General features: G+C 34.2%; 15 protein-coding genes and 2 tRNA genes. 16 read left to right on the top strand and 1 reads right to left on the bottom strand.

All coding sequences use genetic code 11. The features are described from left to right. Positions 1–14 precede the first annotated feature (14 nt). The 4 genes from sufC (at position 15) to sufE (ending at position 4,446) form a co-directional block, all read left to right on the top strand. Positions 15–761: a Fe-S cluster assembly ATPase SufC gene (gene sufC / locus ERCISPPS3390_RS02610; RefSeq protein ID WP_197095268.1), complete on the top strand. Its 747-nt coding sequence runs from the start codon at positions 15–17 to the stop codon at positions 759–761. Further along, on the top strand, positions 736–2,028 hold the full coding sequence (gene sufD, locus ERCISPPS3390_RS02605; RefSeq protein WP_197095267.1) for a Fe-S cluster assembly protein SufD: 1,293 nt from the start codon (positions 736–738) through the stop codon (positions 2,026–2,028). The genes sufC and sufD overlap by 26 nt, the downstream gene beginning before the upstream one ends. A gap of 5 nt (positions 2,029–2,033) precedes the next feature. Continuing rightward, the gene (sufS, locus tag ERCISPPS3390_RS02600) at positions 2,034–3,254 is read left to right on the top strand and encodes a cysteine desulfurase SufS (RefSeq protein WP_197095266.1); all 1,221 of its coding nucleotides are present in this window, start codon (positions 2,034–2,036) and stop codon (positions 3,252–3,254) included. A 769-nt stretch (positions 3,255–4,023) separates the two neighbouring features. Next, on the top strand, positions 4,024–4,446 hold the full coding sequence (sufE, locus tag ERCISPPS3390_RS02595; protein WP_197095265.1) for a cysteine desulfuration protein SufE: 423 nt from the start codon (positions 4,024–4,026) through the stop codon (positions 4,444–4,446). Positions 4,447–4,877: 431 nt separating this feature from the next. On the opposite strand, the gene glyA is transcribed toward sufE, so the two are convergent. After that, positions 4,878–6,131, bottom strand: a complete 1,254-nt coding sequence (gene glyA / locus ERCISPPS3390_RS02590) for a serine hydroxymethyltransferase (protein WP_197095264.1) — start codon at positions 6,129–6,131, stop codon at positions 4,878–4,880. Between the two features lie 1,932 nt (positions 6,132–8,063). Between glyA and mnmE the strand changes: the two genes are divergently transcribed. The 12 genes from mnmE to rbfA all read left to right on the top strand — a co-directional run bounded on the left by mnmE (position 8,064) and on the right by rbfA (position 23,322). After that, on the top strand, positions 8,064–9,428 hold the full coding sequence (gene mnmE, locus ERCISPPS3390_RS02585) for a tRNA uridine-5-carboxymethylaminomethyl(34) synthesis GTPase MnmE (protein WP_197095263.1): 1,365 nt from the start codon (positions 8,064–8,066) through the stop codon (positions 9,426–9,428). A 428-nt stretch (positions 9,429–9,856) separates the two neighbouring features. After that, entirely contained in the window at positions 9,857–10,339 is a 483-nt protein-coding gene (gene greA, locus ERCISPPS3390_RS02580) for a transcription elongation factor GreA (RefSeq protein WP_197095262.1), read from the top strand. An 887-nt stretch (positions 10,340–11,226) separates the two neighbouring features. Further along, on the top strand, positions 11,227–11,856 hold the full coding sequence (gene rlmE / locus ERCISPPS3390_RS02575) for a 23S rRNA (uridine(2552)-2'-O)-methyltransferase RlmE (protein WP_197095410.1): 630 nt from the start codon (positions 11,227–11,229) through the stop codon (positions 11,854–11,856). Positions 11,857–11,981: 125 nt separating this feature from the next. After that, positions 11,982–13,916 (top strand): ATP-dependent zinc metalloprotease FtsH, encoded by a 1,935-nt coding sequence (gene ftsH, locus ERCISPPS3390_RS02570; RefSeq protein ID WP_197095409.1) that lies wholly within the window; start codon positions 11,982–11,984, stop codon positions 13,914–13,916. 94 nt (positions 13,917–14,010) lie between these two features. Then, positions 14,011–14,847, top strand: coding sequence for a dihydropteroate synthase (folP, locus tag ERCISPPS3390_RS02565; RefSeq protein ID WP_197095261.1), 837 nt, complete (start codon positions 14,011–14,013; stop codon positions 14,845–14,847). A 10-nt stretch (positions 14,848–14,857) separates the two neighbouring features. Next, positions 14,858–16,225 carry a phosphoglucosamine mutase gene (gene glmM, locus ERCISPPS3390_RS02560; protein WP_414626231.1) on the top strand — a complete coding sequence of 456 codons (1,368 nt, stop codon included), beginning with the start codon at positions 14,858–14,860 and terminating at the stop codon, positions 16,223–16,225. A gap of 975 nt (positions 16,226–17,200) precedes the next feature. Further along, positions 17,201–17,527, top strand: a complete 327-nt coding sequence (gene secG / locus ERCISPPS3390_RS02555) for a preprotein translocase subunit SecG (protein ID WP_197095259.1) — start codon at positions 17,201–17,203, stop codon at positions 17,525–17,527. An 84-nt stretch (positions 17,528–17,611) separates the two neighbouring features. Then, positions 17,612–17,698 (top strand) — tRNA-Leu (locus ERCISPPS3390_RS02550). Between the two features lie 46 nt (positions 17,699–17,744). Then, positions 17,745–17,821 (top strand) — tRNA-Met (locus ERCISPPS3390_RS02545). Between the two features lie 707 nt (positions 17,822–18,528). Continuing rightward, entirely contained in the window at positions 18,529–20,037 is a 1,509-nt protein-coding gene (nusA, locus tag ERCISPPS3390_RS02540) for a transcription termination factor NusA (RefSeq protein ID WP_197095258.1), read from the top strand. A gap of 24 nt (positions 20,038–20,061) precedes the next feature. Further along, on the top strand, positions 20,062–22,782 hold the full coding sequence (infB, locus tag ERCISPPS3390_RS02535) for a translation initiation factor IF-2 (RefSeq protein ID WP_197095257.1): 2,721 nt from the start codon (positions 20,062–20,064) through the stop codon (positions 22,780–22,782). Between the two features lie 129 nt (positions 22,783–22,911). Next, positions 22,912–23,322, top strand: coding sequence for a 30S ribosome-binding factor RbfA (gene rbfA, locus ERCISPPS3390_RS02530; protein ID WP_197095256.1), 411 nt, complete (start codon positions 22,912–22,914; stop codon positions 23,320–23,322). The last annotated feature ends 2 nt before the right edge of the window (positions 23,323–23,324 follow it).

The raw sequence follows: 23,324 nt of genomic DNA, 5'->3' as shown, positions 1-23,324 counted from the left end.
TCATAAGGACCCGTATGTTAAGAATTCAAGATTTACATGTTAGTGTTGGTGATCATAAAATCCTTAGCGGTTTAAATCTTAAGGTAAAACCAGGTGAGGTTCATGCCATTATGGGTCCTAACGGTTCAGGAAAAAGCACCCTCGTTGCTACCTTAGCGGGGCATAAAGATTATAAAGTAGACCAAGGCATTGTGACATTAAAAGGTAAGAATTTGTTAGAGTTGGGCCCAGAAGAGCGCGCGGGAGAGGGGGTTTTTGTGGCTTTTCAGTATCCCGTGGAGATTCCTGGGGTGAGTAACAATTTGTTTTTACAAACAGCAGTGAATTCTATACGTAAATATCGTCAGCAGAATGCCCTCGATAGATTTGATCTTCAAGATATGATTAAAGAAAAAATGAGTCTATTAAAAATTTCTGAGGAGCTTATGACTCGCTCTATGAACGTTGGATTTTCCGGTGGGGAAAAAAAACGTAATGATATATTACAGATGTCTCTTTTAGAGCCGGATTTATGCATTTTAGATGAAACTGACTCTGGGCTGGATATTGATGCGTTAAGAATTATTTCTCATGGTGTGAATAGTCTCCGTAATAATGAGCGATCATTTATTATTATTACGCATTATCAGCGGATATTAGATTACATAAAACCATCTTTTGTGCATGTTCTATTTCATGGAAGGATTGTAAAATCAGGAGGTTTTTCTCTAGTACAAAAACTGGAGGAACACGGTTATGCCTGGCTTGTTGACCAAGACTGATGATATATTACGACAATGGAAAAATTTGTTAGAAATAAGAGAGAATCTTGATAGTCTGCAAGCACGTCAACATTGGCATGAGGTGTTGCGGTTAGGTTTTCCTGAGCAGACGCAAGAAGAGTGGAGATATATACCATTAGATTGGTTACTAGATCAGAAGTTTGTTTTTCCGAATCCTGTTACTCTAAATCTAAATATGATTATAGATCACGCTCTTCCAATTGACGCATTACGATTAGTTTTTGTAGATGGACGTTTTTCATCTGAATTAAGTGATGCTGAGCATGATCCTTTTACTATTCATGTAATTCCTAGTACATCTCAAGAGGCGGTGTTTGGTAATCCAATTCATCCTGAATTTTTTCTGCATCTCACAGAAAGTTTTGTGGATCAAGTTACGTTTATTCACCTTGCTGATGGCAAGAAAACAACACGTCCATTGTACTTATTGCATATTACCACTGGTAGTAATTGTAGTCCTTGTAGTGCTTCTGATAAATTGCACACTTCAGCATATCGTTGTCATCTACAACAAGATTCTTCTACTGAAGCTGTGGTTATTGAGCACTTTATTACTATAAATAGCTCATCTTATTTTACTATGGCACGATTTACTGCAAATATTGGTAATAATGCTAGGTTTAAGCATTATTATTTTTCTTTTGAAGATTCTCGTGGTTCTCACTTCTCTCATAATGATTTAAGCATAGGGTCTGACACCTATGCAGAAAGCCATAATTTTTTATTAGGATCTAGATTAACGCGTCATCAGACTAGTATTAAGCTTCACGGGGATAACTCTAGATTGATATTAAACAGTGTGGTGATACCGATCGGTGCAGAAGTATTTGAAAATCGAACTTGGTTAGAGCATGCTAATGCTTCTTGCAACAGTCAGCAGTTGCATAAAACTATTGTCTACGACTGCGCAAAAGCAGTATTTAATGGCACACTTAAAGTGTCTTTACATGCACCAAAAACTTCTGCACAGATGAATAATAATAACTTATTGCTAGGTTCTGCAGCAGAAGTTGACACCCGACCTCAGTTAGAAATTTATAACGATGATGTTAAATGTGGGCATGGAGCAACAATTTCATGTATTAACGAAGAGCAGATTTTTTATTTAAGAGCGCGGGGAATTCAAAAATCTATTGCACAGCGCATGATTATAGAGGCATTTTGTTCCGAAGTTACAGAGTTCTTATCTCATTCTCTACTTAAAGAAGCCGTGCAGAAACGCATTACCGATCGTGTTGGAGGATAGATGTAGTGAGTTTTGATATTGCTAGTATTCGTTTAGAATTTCCATTATTAGCTAAAGAAGTAAATGGATACCCATTGGCGTATTTAGATAGTGCAGCTACCGCGCAAAAACCACAATGTGTTCTTAATGCTGAAACTTATTTCTATCAGAATGAAAACGCAGCAGTGCATCGTGGTATTCATACCTTAAGTTCTAATGCTACTACCAGGATGGAGAATATTCGTACACAGGTTGCCAGTTTTTTACATGCGGCAAGTGCAGAAGAAATAGTATTTGTTAAAGGGGCAACAGAAGCAATTAATTTAGTCGCACAGAGCTGGGGGGGGAGTCAATTAAAGCCTGGTGATAATATCATTATCACAGAAATGGAACATCACGCAAATATTGTGCCTTGGCAAATGCTTGTGAAGCGCGTCAATGCTGAATTACGTTATATTCCCTTGACATGTTCCGGGGCATTAGATGTAAGGCGTTTATCATCATTAATAGATTCTCGTACACGTTTGTTAGCATTAACTCATGTTTCTAATGTATTGGGTACTACAAATTCGGTAAAAGAAATTATTTCTCAGGTTAAAGCATGGGGGATAGTAACATTAATCGATGGTGCGCAAGCAATCATGCATAATACGGTAGATGTTCAGGATTTAGATTGTGATTTTTATGTTTTTTCTGGTCATAAAATTTATGGACCCTCCGGTATTGGTATCTTATATGGTCGTAAAGAAATTTTAGAATTAATGCCACCATGGGAAGGCGGGGGGTCAATGATTTCTACCGTTAGCCTTAGTAAGGGAACGACATATACTAGAGCTCCCTGGGTGTTTGAAGCTGGTTCACCAAACATTGGGTCGATCATTGGTTTGGGAGCTGCGTTACAATGGGTTAGTAAGCTAGGGATGGATAGTATTTTTCATCGTGAAAAGAAATTAATGAGTTATGCATTAAATAAGTTATCAGGCATTCCAAATATAATTATCTATAGCCCACCTCAAGCTATCGGAGTGCTAGCTTTTAATCTGGGATCTCATCATGCGTTTGACGTAGGTAGTTTTTTAGATCAATATGGTATAGCTATTCGCACTGGCCATCATTGTGCTATGCCGTTAATGAAACATTATGGAGTTTCGTCGATGTGTCGTGCTTCTTTGGTTCTTTATAATACTGAAGATGAAGTAGATCGCTTGGCATCTAGTTTAACTCGCATTCATCATTTATTAAGTTAAATGATTGTGGCATTAATATATTAGAAGTTAATGCAAGAAAGGGCATCGTTTTATTATAATAATTAAATGATAAATAAAATTTAAAATAGAACATTAGATGTGTATATATAGATATTTTATAAAAATATATTAGGCAGTATATAATTACCAGAACTACTTTTTAGTGTTTTTTGATAGTACTGATTATATATTATAATATTTATAAGCGGTGTGGATTTTTAAGAAAATCACATAGTGTATATACTATATATAATATATAGTATATATATTATATATAGCATATGTTCACCTAGCATATAGATTTAACTAGTATGATGCTATTCGTTTTAAAAATATAGTGAAGATCAGAAACATGGTACAAATTTATTGTTAATGATAGATGCATACTGCAATTATATGATAGATGAATATGATGCATATATTAAATTAATAATAGGTAAGATTATTTCTCTATCACATATAATTCAATAGATCTATAAAATATATTCTGGAATAGAAGGTGGTAACGATTACTTTTATCTGAGATATAAGACAGAAGATGAAGGAGTTGATTTCAATACACTTTATTAGTTTTTAACTGAAAGTTTGTTTTAACATAAGGTTATCCTCAATTGATGTGATAATAAATATCGCTTATTCTACAATTATTATTTTTTTGAAATTAAGATGGTTACTAGTATCATACCTATGATATATATCAGAGATTCTTTGTACTATAAAAATATTTTCTACTAGAAAATTACTAATATAATTACTCAAGCGAGGAAGCATGCCTGTTTTTCTGGATAGAGATATACTAGTTTGTAATTTTCATCGTTGTGCTAACCAGGAAGAGAAGTACTTATATCTGATTGAGTTAGGCTCAGCTCTTCCGACATCATCTAAAGATTTATATCATCCAAAAAATATTGTTCCTGGTTGCCAAAGTCAAGTGTGGATTACAGTAGATACTGATAAAGAGGGTTTAGTAATTTTAGATGGAGATAGTGATTCAGTACTTGTTAAGGGATTATTGGCCATCGTGTTTTGTTGTTATCAACACATGACACCACAAAGTATTATATATTTTAACGTAAAATCTTGGTTGTTAGATCTTGATCTTATGCGGCAATTAACGCCATCTCGCTCGAATGGTCTTGGAGCTATGATTTATACTATTCATAAAAAATTAAAATGCCTTATAAATCATTAAAAATTCAATGTATTATTTATTTTTGTATTTTGTATATAGAGATCGTAAATCTAATGATGTTTTTATTTAATTAAGTATTCTGTTTATTTATAGTATAATGAGTTGATTGATCGTATATAATAAATATTATTTTTCCGATCTGTATAAATATAAAGAAAAGTGAAATCTTTTATTAAAGAAGTATTTATCAAAGCTTACTATATCTCGAGAATTATATCAAATATATATTTGATATAATCTTATAAAAGATTACTGAACATATTAGAGTGCTGACTATTTTTATTTTAAAATAAGATGTTCAGATAAAAAATAATGTTTGTAGCATCCTATACTAAAGAGAATAATAAATTAATTTTGTTATTCAGGGTGCAGATATACTGTAAAAAACATAAAATTTTATCGAAGCTAATATCGTCTTGTGATAAAATTATTTATTCATAAACAGGAAATTTAGAACATAGCTCGATTACTTGATTTTTTACATTCCAGAGAATTGCTTGATTGTTTATGTTTTTAAGAACATCATTAATCCAGTTTGCCACTAAGCATACATCATCTTCTTGTAAACCGCGGCGTGTGACGGCCGCAGATCCAATGCGGATTCCAGATGTAATAAATGGATTTTGAGGATCGTTAGGAATGCTATTTTTATTGATAGTAATATTCGCATGACTCAAAGTGTTTTCTGCTACTTGTCCGGTAAGGTTATTATTTGTTAAATTTAAAAGAAAGAGATGATTATGCGTACCACCAGATACTACATTATACCCTTGATTTAAAAAGACTGAAACCATTGCTTTAGAGTTTTTGATTATATTTTGCTGATAGGTTTTAAATTCAGGATCCATGGCTTCCTTAAAGGCTACAGCTTTACCCGCAATGACATGCGGCAATGGCCCTCCTTGTCCACCAGGAAAGACGGCAGCGTCGAGCTTTTGATAGAATGAGTGATCACCACCTGATGCTAATATGATACCTCCGCGAGGACCAGCTAGCGTTTTATGGGTCGTTGAAGTTACAATATGTGCATGGGGCAATGGATTTGGATAAAGATTAGCAGCAATTAATCCAGCAACGTGGGCCATGTCAATAAAAAGATATGCACCAATACGGTCAGCAATTTCACGCATGGTTTTCCAGTCGCATAAGCCAGAATAAGCGGAAAAGCCCCCAATAATCATCTTCGGTTGATATTTTCTAGCAAGTGCATCTATCTCATTGTAATTGATTTGACCGGTATTATCAGTGCCATATGAAATTATATTGTAGAGTTTACCTGAAAAATTTACAGGGGACCCATGGCTAAGGTGTCCCCCATGAGTTAAATGCATGCTTAGGACAGTATCACCATAATTTAGTAGCGCAGAGTAAACGGCAAAATTTGCTTGTGAGCCTGAATGGGGTTGCACATTAGCATAATCAGCTCCAAATAATTTTTTAGCGCGATCAATAGCTAGTTGCTCAATGATATCTATGTACTGGCATCCACCATAATAGCGTTTTCCAGGGTATCCTTCAGCGTATTTATTTGTTAAGTGAGATCCTTGTGCTTCCATGACACGTGGACTAGTGTAATTTTCGGAAGCAATTAACTCAATATGTTCTTCTTGGCGTTTTTTTTCTTTGTTCATGGCATTCCATAAAATAGGATCATAATTAGCAATATTCATTGTTCGCTCAAACATTTGATCTCCATAATTTTAGGTATCTAAAATAAATAAGACATAACCTTATAATTTATAGATAATAATTCTTTTTTATCTTGGTAGTATCCAACAGAATTGTATAAAAAATATGATACCATGTTTTTATTTTATTAAATAAATCTAAGACTTAATTGTTACTCGATATAAACCTATATATATTATGTGTAATGTTATGCATGAATTTATATATCATATAATAATAGGTTATCTGAGTATGCTCTGAATCTCTGGATAGAGTTTTATAAACACGACCGTATTTTTATTATAAAAAATATAGTCAGTGAAATTTAGTAATAGCCAGTGAAATTTAGTATATTATATTATTTTGATGGCTATCTATTAGAAACCAGACTATACATAGTTATACGTCAAACATTATACATAGTAATATTCAGTAGAGTATGGAAAAGTTTACAAAAATTAAATTAATAGTACTTGCAATTATTTAGCTAATTAAATTAACTAATGTTTATTTTGGATATTGTTAAATTAACTAATGTTTATTTTGGATATTGTTAAATTAACTAATGTTTATTTTGGATATTGTTATATATTTTATATATAAAATTTGGCTTTCGATGATTATTTAATTTGGTGATTTTTCTGTATTACTTCATATTTTTTCTAAGTAACTTTTAGGTTAAAATAACCTTTTCTGCATATTAATAATGTTATCAATAATTGCGTAAAACCTTGCAGGGTATGATTTTATACCTTAATTCTTTATCATTCGTTATTATGCATAAATTATTTTTATAAGATTTTTCAAGAAATAGTCTCTAATTATATTGTTATTAATGTTAGATTGCTCTGATTGGATTAAAATAAAAATAGATTTATTGTCTCGATCCATGTCATATATCTTAACTAATTAAGAAAATATATTATTTATAATTTTCTGAAATTTGCTCGATGCAAGAAATTGATTTTTATTGATAATTAATTTTTGACTCAGAATTAATAAGTATTAATAATGGTATAAGACTACTATAAGATGCAGACTAAATTTAAACATACTACTAGTATAGTAAAATATATTAAAACATTTTATTAAAAATACATAATGATTTTTTTAGTCTAAGAACAACCATACAGTAAATAAGATGTTATTCATACAGATACTAACGCTTGCATATTGTAATTTTTTACAAAAAATCAAAAAAATCTAAATATTATTTTTTATAATAATGCATCTAAAAATGTATTGATACTTAGGATAATATTTTTACGATACTAACATATCATGATGTATCAAGTTTTTTTAAATAAAAAATAGAATAAAGTGAGTAAGCGTTAAATGTTAATCTATGATGTTTTAGGCGATCATTACTCATTTGAAAGCAGTAGATATTTTCTGAGATATTTTTTAGAGTAGTTTGGTTCTATTTAGAGCATGATTCTAACTAGATAGAGTAATTTAAGATTATTAAAAAAATATATCACTAAGTTTAGAATAACATAGATCACTGAAATTAATATAGTATACATGATATTATTAATAATACAGTATTAGCATGGTTTTTATAATCTTTTGATAAATACAATCACTTAGGTTATGCATGTTCTTTAGTAGATATAGTTCAGCATTGCACTTATACTCGATGTCCTACCAAAGGTTTTTACTTATAGCGCCTATTTTATTAAATTAAAAGCATATTCTATATTTATTTTCAAAAGATAATACATTAACTGAATATAAATATATTATGTGAACATCAATACGTTTTTTGTGAGCACATTCCATGCGGAACACTATCGTGCATACGGCATAATGGTCAATGGGATATGCAATATAGTTTTTATTGTGAGGTAAATAAAATATTTTTACTCAGGTTTGATTAACCCATCACTGAAGTAATAATTTCATCGCCATAAGACATTTCAGTCTATCTGATTAGCGAGTATTTTTATATGAAGTATAGTAATACTATTGTCGCTGAGGCGACACCACCAGGGCGTGGTAGTGTTGGAATTTTGCGAATTTCTGGCAATCAGGCTGCTAGTGTTGCATGGAAAGTTTTGAAGAAATTACCTCAAGCTCGTTACGCTGAATATCTTGTGTTTTACGATCAAGATGATTGCGTTCTGGATAAAGGAATCGCGTTATGGTTTCCTGCGCCATATTCTTTTACTGGTGAGGACGTTTTAGAACTACAAGGTCATGGTGGCCCTATAATTCTAGATCTCCTTCTCAAGAATATTCTGTTAGTACCAGGATTACGCATTGCTAATCCTGGTGAATTTTCAGAGCGTGCATTTTTAAATAATAAGTTAGATTTAATACAAGCAGAGGCAATTTCTGACTTAATTACTGCTGATTCAGAGCAGGCAGCTCGTTCAGCTGCTTGCTCATTACAAGGGCTATTTTCTAAACATATTAAGAATCTTTCAGATGCGCTCACTCGTCTGCGCATCGAAGTAGAAAAAATGATTAATTTTCCAGATGAAAAAATTAACTCTATAATAGATTGTAAAATAGAATCTCAGTTATACCAGTTAATTTCTCAGTTAGATTGTGTTTCTAAAGAAGCGCATCTTGGAAATTTACTGCGCGAAGGAAGAAAGGTGGTTATTGCTGGTCAACCTAATGCCGGAAAATCTAGTTTACTAAATAGATTATCTGGACGACAATCTGCTATCGTTACTGATGTTGAAGGCACAACGCGTGATACATTGCATGAATATATTTATATCGATGGTATGCCATTTCATATTGTTGATACTGCAGGACTGCGTGATACTAGAGATAAAATAGAGCGCATTGGCATTGAGCGTGCATGGAACGAAATTAAGCAAGCTGATCATATATTGTTTGTAGTAGATGGAGCGACTACACATTCTACAGATCTGTTTGAAATTTGGCCAGATCTTAGTATTCAGTTAGATCGAGTGCCGCCTTTTACTATTATACGTAACAAAGCAGATATCACGGGTGAATCGCAAGAAATAGTGCAAATCCATGGAGGCTCATTAATCTGCTTATCAGCGCGCACTGGGGTAGGTATTAAAGATTTACTTAATCATTTAAGGGTTAGTATGATAGGGTCTGAAGCTATAGAAGGCAGGTTTTTTGCACGTCGTCGTCATATACAGGCTCTTGAACTAACAGCAATACATCTTCAGAATTGTCAGAATAATCTGCGAGAAAAATTAGCTGGAGAGATTCTAGCGGAAGATTTGCGTTTAGCGCACAAAGCGTTAGGTGAGATTACTGGTGAATTTAGCTCTAACGATTTATTAGGATCTATTTTTTCTAGTTTTTGTATAGGAAAGTAGGACTGATAATAAATGGTTTATCACTAATTTATGTATTTTATACAAAAATTACATATATACATATTATAAATTAGGATATTAAATAAGTCCTGGGCTAAATAGAAAAGTGGTTTTATGATAGTTTTTGTACATTACTGGTCTATTTAAGTAGTATGATATTAAATGGAATAAAATTCTATTTGTCTTGTTTTTATCAAAATATTCTATAATCATCATTGTAGTAAATATGTGAAGTAATGGTGTAATTATAGATTATTACGATTGAATGTTAATAAAGTAAGAGTAATAACATGAACATTTAAAAAATACACGTATGAATTTCTGAGAAAAATGATATACAGATGTTTATAGAATATTTTTTTGTATGCTAGCATAAAAAATTGATAAATTATCTATTTAGATTTGATCCTATGTTGCGAGGTATACTAATGAATCAGATTCCAATGACATTAAGGGGTGCGAATAAGCTACGAAAAGAGTTAGAAGAACTTAAAACTATTAAAAGACCTGTCATGATTTCTGCTATTGCCTCTGCGCGTGAGTATGGGGATTTAAAAGAAAACGCAGAGTACCATGCAGCTCGTGAAGAGCAAAGTTTTTGTGAAGGTCGAATTCAGGAGTTAGAATCTAAATTATCCCATGCTCATATAATTGATGTAATTAAAATGTCTGGTAATGCTCATGGTCGAGTTATTTTTGGGTCTACCGTTACTGTTTTTCATAGAGAGATTCATAAAGAATCTATATATTGTATCGTGGGTGATGATGAAGCTGATTTTAAGAATAACTTAATATCCATCAATTCTCCCATGGCGCGTGGCTTAATAGGAAAAACTGCAGGTGATGTGACAGTGATATGTACTCCTGGTGGTAATGTCGAGTATGACATTATAAAAGTAGAGTACATCTGATAGTTTTTGTTGATGTATTTTGGTTGCTCTTACATAAAATTATAGATAGTACTAGTGCGTATTATAATATTTATAGATTTTTATTATTATTTCATTCTTTTATTATTATAAGTACAATAAGTACTTATTTTTTGCTAAAGAGATGTATATTAATGTATGTAAATATCTTTTTTAGCACACGTATCGCGTATCGCGCTATGTGCAAGAATCATCTTCTGAGTCACTAATATTTTGGATATACTGTTATCAATTAGACTATATGAATTAGACTAATCTTAAGAGAAGGAATAATTTTTAATTATATAAATATACTAGATTAGTAGTATAGTAGCTTGAGCATGAGATTTCCTGATATTCTAACGAAAAATGACTTGAGTATTTTATGTTAAAAATACTTATACATTGTAAGCTAGGATTAATGCAAGAAAGTGTTTATCTTTAGATATCAGGTGAAATAGTATTTCATTATTTTTATATGAAATCAAAGTTGTTAAACATAATAACCTTGTAAGAAAAGGTTGTAGATCGAAGGGTATTCAGGAAGAAGATGGTAATATTAAGAACTTGTTTTGATAATAATTTTGATTAGTGATTGGCAGATAGCAGTTGTCATATTGCTTTAAGTGTTGATTGCTTAGATTTTATTAAGACAAGAAATTATCAAGACAAGAAATTATTAAGACCAGAAATAGAGTGATTACTTAATAAGTAAGATAATCTAATGTTTTAAAAATTTCAAGACAATGTGACTATATATTTGAGCTGTAGATATGATATATATTATATAATAAGTCATGAATATGTCCGTATTATCTCGTCGTATTTATAGTATTGACCGTAAGCTGTTACATTTTTAGTTCTCCCATTATGCGGTGATCGAAAAAGATATGACTAGTAAAAAACGATCTTCTAGTTCCAAAAAATGGCTGAAGGAACATTTCACTGATCAATATGTTTGTCAGGCACAAAAACAAGGATTACGTTCTCGATCTTGGTTTAAACTAGATTCTATACAGAAAAGCGATAAATTGTTCAAAGGTGGAATGACTATCATTGATTTAGGAGCGGCACCTGGGGGTTGGTCACAGTATGTTTCTATGAAAATTGGTTCTACTAGTCATATTATTGCATGCGACATCTTGAGTATGTCTCCTATTGCTGGTGTTGAGTTTCTTCAAGGGGACTTTCGAGAGCCATCAGTTATAATGAATATATTGCAGTGTATAGGGAACCGTAAAGTTCAAATGGTAATGTCTGATATGGCTCCACAGATGACTGGTCATTCGCTAGTGGATATTGCAAGATCAATGTATTTGTGTGAACTTGCGTTAGAGATGTGTGGCAAAGTGTTAGATCGTGGCGGGTGTTTTTTAGTAAAGGTTTTTCATGGAGAAGGCTTTGAAAAATATCTTAAAGAAATTCGCAGTCAATTTAAGCAGGTAAGAATTCGTAAACCGGAATCTTCGCGCGTCCGTTCACGTGAAGTGTACATTGTAGCTACAGGTCGAAAACTATAACCAGAATAAATGGAATGCCTGTGAGTACTTCGGTCATTTCAAGTATAAAGGATGCATAGTTGGAAGTTAGAGCCTAGCGCTATTTATTAATACCATTGGAATATGAGGTTAAGCACTTGAGTGATATGGCAAAAAACTTAATTCTCTGGTTAGTTATTGCAGTTGTTCTAATGTCTGTCTTTCAGAGCTTTGGCCCCAGTGAGTCAAATGGCCGCAGGGTTGATTATTCAACCTTTTTGTCGGAAGTGAATCAGGATCAAGTTCGTGAAGCGCGTATTAATGGGCGTGAGATTAATGTTATCAAAAGAAATAGTCATCGATATATTACCTATATTCCCATCAATGATCCAAAGTTACTTGATAATTTATTAAGTAAAAACGTGAAGGTAGTTGGGGAACCACTAGAAGAGCATAGTTTTCTAGGATCAATTTTTATCTCATGGTTTCCCATGCTTTTGCTTGTTGGTATTTGGGTCTTTTTTATGCGTCAAGTACAGGTTGGTGGCGGAAAGGGTGCGATGTCTTTTGGAAAGAGCAAGGCGCGTATGTTACTTGAAGATCAAATAAAAACTACTTTTGCTGATATTGCTGGTTGCGATGAAGCAAAAGAAGAAGTTAGCGAACTGGTAGATTATCTACGTGAGCCAAGTAGGTTTCAAAAACTTGGTGGTAAAATTCCAAAAGGCTTGCTAATGGTCGGCCCTCCAGGTACTGGTAAAACATTGCTAGCAAAAGCAATTGCCGGTGAAGCTAAAGTTCCATTTTTTACAATATCTGGATCTGATTTTGTAGAAATGTTTGTTGGTGTAGGTGCTTCTCGTGTTCGTGATATGTTTGAGCAGGCTAAAAAATCTTCACCATGTATTATATTTATTGATGAGATTGATGCAGTAGGTCGTCAACGAGGCGCTGGCTTAGGCGGCGGTCATGATGAGCGAGAGCAGACGCTTAATCAGATGCTTGTGGAAATGGATGGTTTTGAGGGTAAGGAAGGAATTATTGTAATTGCAGCAACTAATCGTCCTGATGTACTGGATCCTGCTTTACTTCGCCCTGGTCGTTTTGATCGACAAGTTGTCGTTGGATTACCTGATGTACGGGGTCGTGAGCAGATTCTTAAAGTACATATGCGTTGTGTTCCTTTATCAAATGATATCAATACGACTGTTATTGCGAGGGGGACACCTGGGTTTTCTGGTGCAGATTTAGCGAATTTAGTAAATGAAGCAGCCCTTTTTGCTGCGCGTAGCGACAAGAATGTAGTTTCTATGATTGAATTTGAAAAAGCTAAAGATAAAATTATGATGGGCGTGGAACGACGTTCCATGGTCATGACAGACAATCAAAAAGAGTCTACTGCATATCATGAAGCTGGTCATGCAATTATTGGTCGTTTAGTCCCAGAGCATGACCCGGTACATAAAGTAACTATAATTCCTCGTGGTCGCGCGTTAGGTGTAACTTTTTTCCTACCAGAAAGCGATGTTATTAGCGTTAGTCGACAAAAGTTAGAAAGTCAGATATCAACCTTATATGGTGGTCGATTGGCAGAGGAAATTATCTATGGTATTAAGTACGTTTCTACTGGTGCCTCCAATGATATCAAGATGGCGACATCTATTGCTAGAAATATGGTGACACAGTGGGGTTTTTCAGAAAAACTTGGTCCTTTGTTATATGTAGAGGAGGAAGGTGAGATTTTTCTAGGTCGCTCTGTGGCAAAAACTAAACATATGTCTGATGAAACCTCACGTATTATTGATCAGGAAATCAAATCTCTAATTGAAATTAACTATCAGCGAGCACGTATGCTCCTATCTAACAATATAGATATATTGCATGCGATGAAAGATGCATTGATGAAATATGAAACTATTGACGCGCTACAGATTGATGATTTAATGTCACGACGTGCGGTACGTCCTCCAGCAGGATGGGAGGATGTTAGTGATATAGATCACTCCAAGGGCAATGGAAAACCAAAATCTTCACCTGTGGTTGATCAAACTAATATATCAGATTTAGATAATACTATATTAGAACAATTTAGTAAAAAATAATGCATTATATAGTTATCTTCACAGTTTTAATTTTTATCTATCTTGAGCGTGCCATGCATACATTTATCTTACTTACGAGAAGGTGTGCTCTATAATGAAGTTATACGCCAGAGATGCTGTGCTTGATTTGTCGCATCCCCATGTTATGGGTGTATTGAACGTTACACCCGATTCTTTTTTTGATGGTGGTAAATATTATGATCTCGATCAGGCGTGCGCTCATGTAGAGGAGATGATTGATGCTGGTGCTACAATTATTGATATTGGAGGTCAATCGACTCGTCCTTGTGCTTTATCAGTTAGCGTAGATCAAGAGCTTACGCGTGTCATACCAATTATTCAATCAATTGTAAAGTGTTTTGATATTTGGATCTCAGTGGATACATCTAAACCAGAAGTAATGAGGGAAGCTGCTCGTGCTGGTGTTCATATGATTAATGATATCTGCTCTTTGCAATTACCTGGCGCGTTATGTACAGCAGAAGAATTGGGTCTACCAATCTGTCTTATGCATATGCAAGGTCAACCTTATAATATGCAGAATCTGCCTTATTACGATAACGTGATTTATGACATAAAAAAATTTTTTATAAAACGCATTTCTTGTTGCGAGAAACAGGGAATAAAAAGATCACGGTTATTATTAGACCCTGGTTTTGGCTTTGGTAAAAGCATCACACACAATTATAAATTATTAGCTTATTTAGCGGATTTTCATCAGTTTCATTTACCATTATTAGTAGGTTTATCTCGTAAAACTATGATTAGCCAGATTTTGCATAAAAATGCAACACAATGTTTAATTGGTAGCCTTGCTTGTGCTGTTATTGCAGCTATACAGGGTGCTCATATTCTACGTGTGCATGATGTTAGAGAAACCGTAGAGGCGCTGCGGATTGTTTCTGTGGTGCGTTCTGCTAGGGATCAATAGTATAATGAGAATGTGTAAATATTTTGGTACAGATGGCATTCGTGGTAAAGTAGGTGATTTACTTATAACTCCAGATTTTTTTTTAAAGCTAGGTTTTGCTGTAGGTACGGCATTATCTCAATGCGGGTCTAGAAAAATTATTATTGGCAAAGACACGCGAATATCTGGTGATATGTTGGAATTAGCCTTAGCAACAGGTCTTTCAGCAGCAGGATTATCTCCATTCTTTACTGGCCAGATGCCAACGCCAGCTATTGCATATCTTACGCGTATTTTTCGTGCTGCAGCAGGCATTGTTATCTCTGCCTCTCATAATCCATTTTATGATAACGGAATTAAATTTTTTTCAACTAACGGGGGTAAATTCTCGGATACAGTAGAAGATGTGATTGAAAGTGCAATGGAAAAATCATTAATTTGCGTAGAGTCAGCTGCGTTAGGACGTTCCGGTTATATTTTTGATGCAGCTCGGCAATATATTGAATTTTGTAAAAGAACTTTTCCAAGTCATCTGACTCTTGATACATTAAAGATTGTAGTAGACTGTGCACATGGCTCAACATTTAATATCGCGCCTAATGTTTTAGAGGAACTTGGGGCAACTATAATTTCTATCGGTGCAGCACCTAATGGTGTAAACATTAATAAAAATTGTGGTTCAACTGATCTTTGTTTATTACAAAAACGTGTAGTGGTAGAGCATGCTGATGTTGGGATCGCCTATGATGGAGATGGTGATCGCATTATTATGGTGGATCATATGGGGTGCGCAGTAGATGGCGATCAAATTTTATATTTACTCGCCCGTGAACAGTTACAAAAAAATTTACTTATAGGTGGCGTTGTTGGCACCCTCATGAGCAATCAAGGGCTAGAGTTAGCCCTTAAAGAGTTATATATTCCGTTTTTGCGTGCAAAAGTCGGTGATCGACATGTGTTAGAAATGTTAAACATAAAGGGTTGGCGGATAGGAGGAGAAAATTCTGGTCATATTATTTTATTAGATAAAACAACGACAGGTGATGGAATCATAGCCGGTTTGCAGGTGCTGGCTACTATGTTATCTTCTAATAAAAGCTTGCGTGATTTATGTAGAGGTATTACCTTATTTCCACAAAAATTAGTAAATATTCCGCTTATTGGTAGTCATAATCTATTAGAGAATGTCCATATCAAATTAGTAACAGATAAAGCTAAAGCGGAACTGAAAGGGAAAGGACGTATTATTTTGCGTGTATCCGGTACTGAGCCATTAATTCGTATTATGGTTGAGGGTGAGGACGAGTGTCAGGTAGGTGTGATCTCTAATTATATTTCTCATGCAGTAGAAGAGATCATTAGAAACACAAAAACTTATGGTGATGTACGTGAATTTTAGTAATAAGGGCAGATTGTTTATTTTTACTGAGTTGATATTACATGAAGATATATTGTTTATAACAGAGATTTTTTTAGAGAGTTAAAGATTGCTATTACTTAGAATTTTATGTTGTAAAAATTGTGCATACAATAGATATTTTCACTTACATTTTATTATAGATAATATATTGTGTTTTTTAGGAAAGGGTATAATTATGATTATAAGCCTATTTTGTAATCAAAGATATTTCATAGAATTCTCTTATTTATTATTTTAAGAGGTGGTTTTTAATATGTGCGTAGTGATTCTCAATCATATTTTTGTATAAACATAATGTTTGTATTAATATTTATTAATATGTTTAAAATAAATAAGATTTTGTATGTGCTTATTTATAGTGTAATTGATACTGATCATATAAGTAGACTTTTAATATTTACTAACTTTTATTAGAGGTGAATGTTAAACTTAATATTTAAGAGCGTTACCTTATATTTTTAAAGAATTTTTATTTTTAATTAAATAGTACAGGTAAAGATTTTATAATTTTACATAATAATATCTATGAAATCTGGTGTTGTGTTATGCAGATGTCAGTTTTTATAAGCTGAAGAAATAAACATGTAAAGGTTATTATAAATTTATAGATCTTTAGGATTTTGATGGTATCAATAGTAGGATTCCAGTGTTAATAAAAGTAGATTTTTAGAGGTTTTATATCGAAATATCAGATAGTAATATACTTATATATTATAATAGATAATAGATAATAGTTATTGTTTTGATTTGATTTGATTTGATTTGATTTGATTTAATTTGATGATAATATATAGTATATGTATCGATTTATTAGTAGAGTTCTATTTCTATTTCTATTTCTTAGTATGAATCGCTTACAATTTTTAAATATATTTTTAAGCGTTTAATAAAAGAACAATAAAAATAATTTTAATTTACCAATAAACAATTTGAATTTACAATAAAAGGCTTATTATGTATGAAGCTCTTTTGATAATTTATTTATTTATCGCTATTAGTTTAGTGAGCTTAATATTAACACAGCATAACCATGGCTGCTCTATGTTGTCATCATTTGGCTCTGGCGCATCGAATACTCTCTTTGGTTCTCATGGATCAGATAACTTTATTACTCGTAGAATAATCCCGAGTCTAGCAATATTATTTTTTTTTCTTAGTTTAATTTTTGGTAACATTAATAGTCGAAAAAGTCAAAACATAGATGAATTGATAAATTTATCCCAATCAAAATCCTCTTCATTAGTACACTTACCAAGCAAGAAGAGTATGGTTAGGAGTTGAAGATTAAGACAGGTATCTTTTTTTAAAATATGTAGATATATTTTATTTTAAATAAAAATTTTATTTAAGTAATGTTAATATATTGCCGTGGTGGTGGAATTGGTAGACACGCTACCTTGAGGTGGTAGTGCTCTTATGAGCTTACGGGTTCAAGTCCCGTCCTCGGTACCAATTAAATTTTACTTGCTAATTCTCTTAGAGAATGCTTATAATAAACAGCGGGGTGGAGCAGTTTGGTAGCTCGTCGGGCTCATAACCCGAAGGTCGTCGGTTCAAATCCGACTCCCGCAACCATTTTTTTACATCAGCGCCCAAAAAGATAGAATTTAATATATATTGGATTTGGATATATTAGTCTTACTTAGAAGAATAAAGTTATTGGCGGTGTAGATGTATGTTAACGGGTTATAAATATTTAGTTATAATCAACCCCGAAATTTTTCGGGGTTTTTTTATTACAAAGAAGAATAATTGGGCTAGGTGCCCTTTTTTTATATCTATAGGCGTATATTACATGAAATGTATAACTTTGCTTTGTGATATCTCAATAGAAAAATAATATTAATTCTTAATTTTGTCGGCAGAGCTCAAGAATAGCAGTCAAAAATTCCAATATTTTCATGCATAGAATTAGACTTGTACATAAAGGTAGCCCATTGTAAGCGTTATATTACTAACAGAGGGCATATGTTCCCTGAAAGAAAAATATAACTATTATTGTATATAATATGATTGATTTTTTATAGATCGTCTGTTTTTAAGATTTTTCAAAAGGTGATGTACATTTTAAGAGATAAAATTTAGCATGAGTTTTATTTAGAAGAGATCTGCAACATCTCGATATTGGAGAGATATCATGTAGTTGCTAAAGAGTCACAGAGTGACTATTGCTATATATATACAGTACTATATATACAGTAAAAGACAGTATGCGAGTTGAGTAATATCTAGAAAAGAACGTGGCTGTCCACCTTTTAAAGTCCAGATTGAGGCATACTAGGATGAACAAAGAAATCTTAGCTGTTGTAGAAGCTGTCTCTAATGAGAAGTCGCTTCCACGTGAGAAGATTTTCGAAGCGCTAGAGAGTGCGCTCGCAACAGCTACTAAGAAAAAATATGAAAAAGATATTGATGTACGCGTCAGTATTGATAGAAAAAGTGGTTCTTTTCAAACATTCCGTCGCTGGTTAATTGTTGAAAAAGTTATACAGCCTACTTGTGAAATTACACTAGAAGCAGCACGCTATGATGATTCGCTCCTTTCTATAGGTGAATTTATTGAAGAAAAAATCGCATCTGTTACTTTTGATCGTATTACAACTCAGACTGCAAAGCAGGTTATTGTGCAAAAAGTGCGTGAAGCTGAGCGTGCAATGATTATTGATAAATTTCGAAAAAAAGAAGGTAAAATTATTACGAGCACGGTCAAGAAAGTTACTCGTGATCATATTTCACTAGAGGTTCGTTTAAACCATGGCTCGAACACCGTTGCTGAAGCACTAGTGCTTCGTGAAGATATGTTACCTCGAGAAAATTTTCGCGTTGGTGATCGTATTCGTGGGGTTTTATATGCCATTCGTCCTGAGGTGCGCGGTACTCAATTATTTATTAGTAGATCTAGACCTGAGATGCTTATTGAGCTATTTCGTATTGAAGTACCAGAGATCGCGGAAGAGGTATTAGAAATTAAAGCTGCAGTTCGAGATCCTGGTTCGCGTGCTAAAATTGCTGTAAAAACTAATGATAAGCGCATTGATCCTGTAGGAGCTTGTGTAGGTATGCGTGGTGCACGTGTGCAGGCAGTTTCTAGTGAACTAGGTGGCGAACGTATTGATATCATACTCTGGGATGATAATCCTGCGCAGTTTGTGATTAATGCCATGGCGCCTGCAGATGTCTCTTCTATCGTGGTAGATGAAGATAGTCACACTATGGATATTGCTGTAGAATCTGAAAATTTAGCTCAAGCTATTGGTCGGAATGGTCAAAATGTACGTCTAGCTTCACAGCTTAGCGGATGGAGTCTGAATGTTATGAAAATCGAAGACTTGCAAGCTAAACATCAAGCCGAAGAGCATGCTGCCATTGATGTTTTTACTAGGTATCTTGATATTGATAAAACCTTTGCTACCGCCTTGGTGGAGGAAGGGTTCTCTTCTTTGGAAGAGTTAGCGTATGTACCAATTCATGAGATCTTGGCGGTTAATGGTCTAGATGTAAGTTGCGTAGAAGCGCTACAAAGCCGAGCTAAAGACGTATTGACCACTCTTGCACTTGCTAAAACCGAAGCTTGTGCGATAGCACAACCTTCTGAGGACTTACTTAATCTCACTGGTTTAGATCGGGAAACGGCCTTTAAGTTAGCAGAGAAAGGGGTATGTAGTTTGGAAGATCTTGCCGAACAGGGTGTAGACGATCTCTCAGATATTGATGGACTAACCGATACATTTCGCGCTGGTGAACTAATTATGGCTGCACGCAATATATGTTGGTTCGGCTCCGACGCGTAATTAACTGTAGCAGGAAGGGATAGTATGACAATAGATGTAACTATAAAATTATTAGCCGAAGAGATTCAAATGCCAATAGAACGCTTAGTGCAGAAATTTTCTGACGCGGGGATAAAAAAGTCTATACATGACTCTGTAAGTCAGCGTGAAAAAGAGATACTACTTGCTTATCTTAATCACGATGACGATGCGAGATCTGGTAAATTAACCTTACAGCGTAAGACGCGAAGTACTTTAAGCATTCTTGGAACTGGAGGAAAAAGTAAGTCGGTTCATATTGAAGTACGTAAAAAAAGAACATATACAAAGAGTGTTTCGTCTTCTTTTGTTAGAGAAGAATCTATATTGTATACTAAACAAAAAAATGCACTAGCACAAGAAAAACGTCTCACAATAGCGTCAGGCGATAACAATCCAAAAATAAAAGCGCATTCTAAATTTTTAAATAGTGAACAATGTTCACATAATAATTTGTTAAAATCTGAAAAAAATAATATATCTAGATATCAAGTAGTAGAGGAATCACAAGGTAACAAAAAAGAGATTTCTGATGCGTTACGTGTTTCTCAGTCTGAGAAAGCCCGTCGCGAAGCGCAGTCTGCTGAATTGAAACGCAAGTCTGAAGAAGAAGTTCACCGCAAGATTGAAAAAGCCGCTAAGCAAGTAGCGGCGGCAGCACGTCAAATGGCAGAAGAAAAAGGTGAAGAATGGACATCAGTAACGAAAGATATTGAAGATGCTAGAGACTATCATCTAACTACTTCAACACATGCGCGGGCAGCAGAGGATGAGAACGATGCTCAAGTTGAAGGTGATCGTCGTAGTCGTGCTATAAGAACAAGCAAGGTTCATGTTCGAAAAAAGGGTAATAAACATGCAGAGGCCAAAACTGATCGCGAAGAAGCGCGTGCTCAGATACGTGGCGGAAAGTTTGGTAAGCGTAAACCAAGCTTATTACATCAGAGTTTTAATAAACCGGTTCAGATTATTAATCGAGACGTGATCATTGGTGAAACTATTACCGTGGCAGAATTGGCTAACAAGATGGCCGTTAAGAGTTCTCAAGTGATTAAAACTATGATGAAATTAGGTGTTATGGCAACAATCAATCAAGTTATTGATCAGGATACTGCACAATTAGTGGCAGAGGATATGGGTCATAAAGTGACGTTGCGTTGTGAAAATGCGCTAGAAGCTGCGCTAATGAGTGATCGCGATACTAATGTTATCCTTGAATCAAGGGCGCCAGTTGTCACTATCATGGGTCATGTAGATCATGGCAAAACCTCATTGTTAGATCATATTCGGGCTACTAAAGTAGCTAGAGGTGAAGCAGGTGGTATTACTCAGCATATCGGTGCATATCACGTAGAAACTGTTAATGGTATGATAACCTTTTTGGATACACCAGGTCATGCAGCTTTTACTGCTATGAGGGCACGTGGCGCAGAAATTACAGATATTGTAATTTTAGTGGTAGCTGCAGATGATGGTGTTATGCCTCAGACTGTAGAAGCAATTCAGCATGCAAAAGCAGCAAACGTACCTGTTTTAGTTGCAATAAATAAATGTGATAAAGCAGACGCTGATCCAGAACGCGTTAAAAAGGAATTGACACAACATGGAATTATCCCAGAGGACTGGGGTGGTGATAATATTTTTATTAACGTTTCCGCTAAAAACGGTACTGGTATTGATGACCTTTTAAAAGCTATTTTACTGCAAGCGGAGATTATGGAGCTGACTGCAGCACATCAAGGTATGGCTGGTGGTATAGTTGTTGAGTCTTTTTTAGACAAAGGGAGAGGTCCAATAGCGACTATTCTGGTAAGAGAAGGCACATTGAAAAAAGGTGATATTGTATTATGTGGTTTAGAGTATGGGCGTATTCGTGGCATGAGAGATGAAAATGGCCGTGAAGTGTTAACAGCAGGGCCATCAATTCCGGTTACAGTTCTTGGTATGTCTGGTGTACCGGTTTCCGGTGATATAGTCACGGTAGTGCGTGATGAAAAAAAAGCGCGTGAAGTTGCCCTTTATCGACAGGGTAAATTCCGTGAAGTAAAATTAGCGCGACAACAAAAAGTACAGCTAGAAAAAATGTTTGCTAACATTGAAGAAGGTAAGATATCTGAAATGAATATTGTATTAAAGGCGGATGTACAAGGTTCAGTCGAAGCAATTTCAGAATCTTTAGTAAAATTATCTAGTAATGAAGTACAAGTAAAGATTATTGGTTCTGGTGTAGGTGGAATTACTGAAACTGATGCTACACTGGCAGCTGCATCTAGCGCCATTCTAGTCGGTTTTAATGTTCGAGCTGACGCAACAGCACGGAGAATAATTGATGAGGAAAATTTAGATCTTCGTTATTATTCTGTGATCTATAATCTCATTGATGAAGTCAAACTAGCTATGAGTGGTATGTTAAGCCCTGAGTATAAGCAAAAAATTATAGGTTTAGCAGAGGTACGTAATGTATTTAAGTCTCCTCGATTCAGCGCTATTGCTGGCTGTATGGTTACTGAAGGAATTATTAAGCGTCACAATCCTATCCGTGTTTTGCGTAATAATATAGTAATTTATGAAGGTGAATTAGAATCTTTACGTCGTTTTAAGGAAGATGTTAACGAAGTGCGTAATGGTATTGAGTGTGGTATTGCTGTTAAAAACTATAATGATGTACATATCGGTGATATGATTGAAGTATTTGAAATTTTTGAAATTCAGCGGACTCTTGGTTAATCACCAATCAATCAGGTATTGATGATATATAAAATATTAGCCTCATCACAATATAAGATTAGTCCTTGATGAATTTAATACACGAATGGAATCGTATATAACTAAGTACAGTATATGGAGATTGAAAAAATGGCAAAAGAATTTGGTCGGCTACAACGTATTGCTCAAGAAATAAAAAAAGAGATCGCAATTATTTTACAGTGCAAAATAAGAGATCCGCGGTTAGATGGCATGATCACTGTATCTAGTGTTGATGTATCCCGTGATTTAGTATATGCAAAGGTATTTGTGACATTTCTTCAGGACAAAAATGAAGCAGAGATAGCATTTAATTTACAAATTTTATCTGGGGCTTCTGGTCATATACGTACTTTATTGAGTCAGGCAATGAATATTAGAATGACACCTAAGCTAAGCTTTTACCATGATAATTCCTTATTGATAGGCATTCGTATTTCTAAATTAGTTTCTAATATTAATCCAGGTTATCAAGAGGAGAAGATCGCAGTAAAACAATCATTGGCACTAGATTTATTATAGTT

This window comes from Candidatus Erwinia haradaeae, assembly GCF_900698885.1.
GTDB lineage: Bacteria > Pseudomonadota > Gammaproteobacteria > Enterobacterales > Enterobacteriaceae > Erwinia_E > Erwinia_E haradaeae_H.
Note: the sequence above shows the minus strand (reverse complement) of the source record. Positions and strands in the feature narration are given on the sequence as shown.

Excerpts from the sequence above, each read along its gene's own strand:
- sufC (WP_197095268.1), top strand. The coding sequence starts at position 15 with ATGTTAAGAATTCAAGATTTACATGTTAGTGTTGGTGATCATAAAATC.
- rlmE (WP_197095410.1), top strand. The coding sequence starts at position 11,227 with ATGACTAGTAAAAAACGATCTTCTAGTTCCAAAAAATGGCTGAAGGAA.
- mnmE (WP_197095263.1), top strand. The coding sequence starts at position 8,064 with ATGAAGTATAGTAATACTATTGTCGCTGAGGCGACACCACCAGGGCGT.
- infB (WP_197095257.1), top strand. The coding sequence starts at position 20,062 with ATGACAATAGATGTAACTATAAAATTATTAGCCGAAGAGATTCAAATG.
- glmM (WP_414626231.1), top strand. The coding sequence starts at position 14,858 with ATGTGTAAATATTTTGGTACAGATGGCATTCGTGGTAAAGTAGGTGAT.
- sufE (WP_197095265.1), top strand. The coding sequence starts at position 4,024 with ATGCCTGTTTTTCTGGATAGAGATATACTAGTTTGTAATTTTCATCGT.
- ftsH (WP_197095409.1), top strand. The coding sequence starts at position 11,982 with ATGGCAAAAAACTTAATTCTCTGGTTAGTTATTGCAGTTGTTCTAATG.
- secG (WP_197095259.1), top strand. The coding sequence starts at position 17,201 with ATGTATGAAGCTCTTTTGATAATTTATTTATTTATCGCTATTAGTTTA.
- greA (WP_197095262.1), top strand. The coding sequence starts at position 9,857 with ATGAATCAGATTCCAATGACATTAAGGGGTGCGAATAAGCTACGAAAA.
- sufD (WP_197095267.1), top strand. The coding sequence starts at position 736 with ATGCCTGGCTTGTTGACCAAGACTGATGATATATTACGACAATGGAAA.
- glyA (WP_197095264.1), bottom strand. The coding sequence starts at position 6,131 with ATGTTTGAGCGAACAATGAATATTGCTAATTATGATCCTATTTTATGG.
- folP (WP_197095261.1), top strand. The coding sequence starts at position 14,011 with ATGAAGTTATACGCCAGAGATGCTGTGCTTGATTTGTCGCATCCCCAT.
- nusA (WP_197095258.1), top strand. The coding sequence starts at position 18,529 with ATGAACAAAGAAATCTTAGCTGTTGTAGAAGCTGTCTCTAATGAGAAG.
- rbfA (WP_197095256.1), top strand. The coding sequence starts at position 22,912 with ATGGCAAAAGAATTTGGTCGGCTACAACGTATTGCTCAAGAAATAAAA.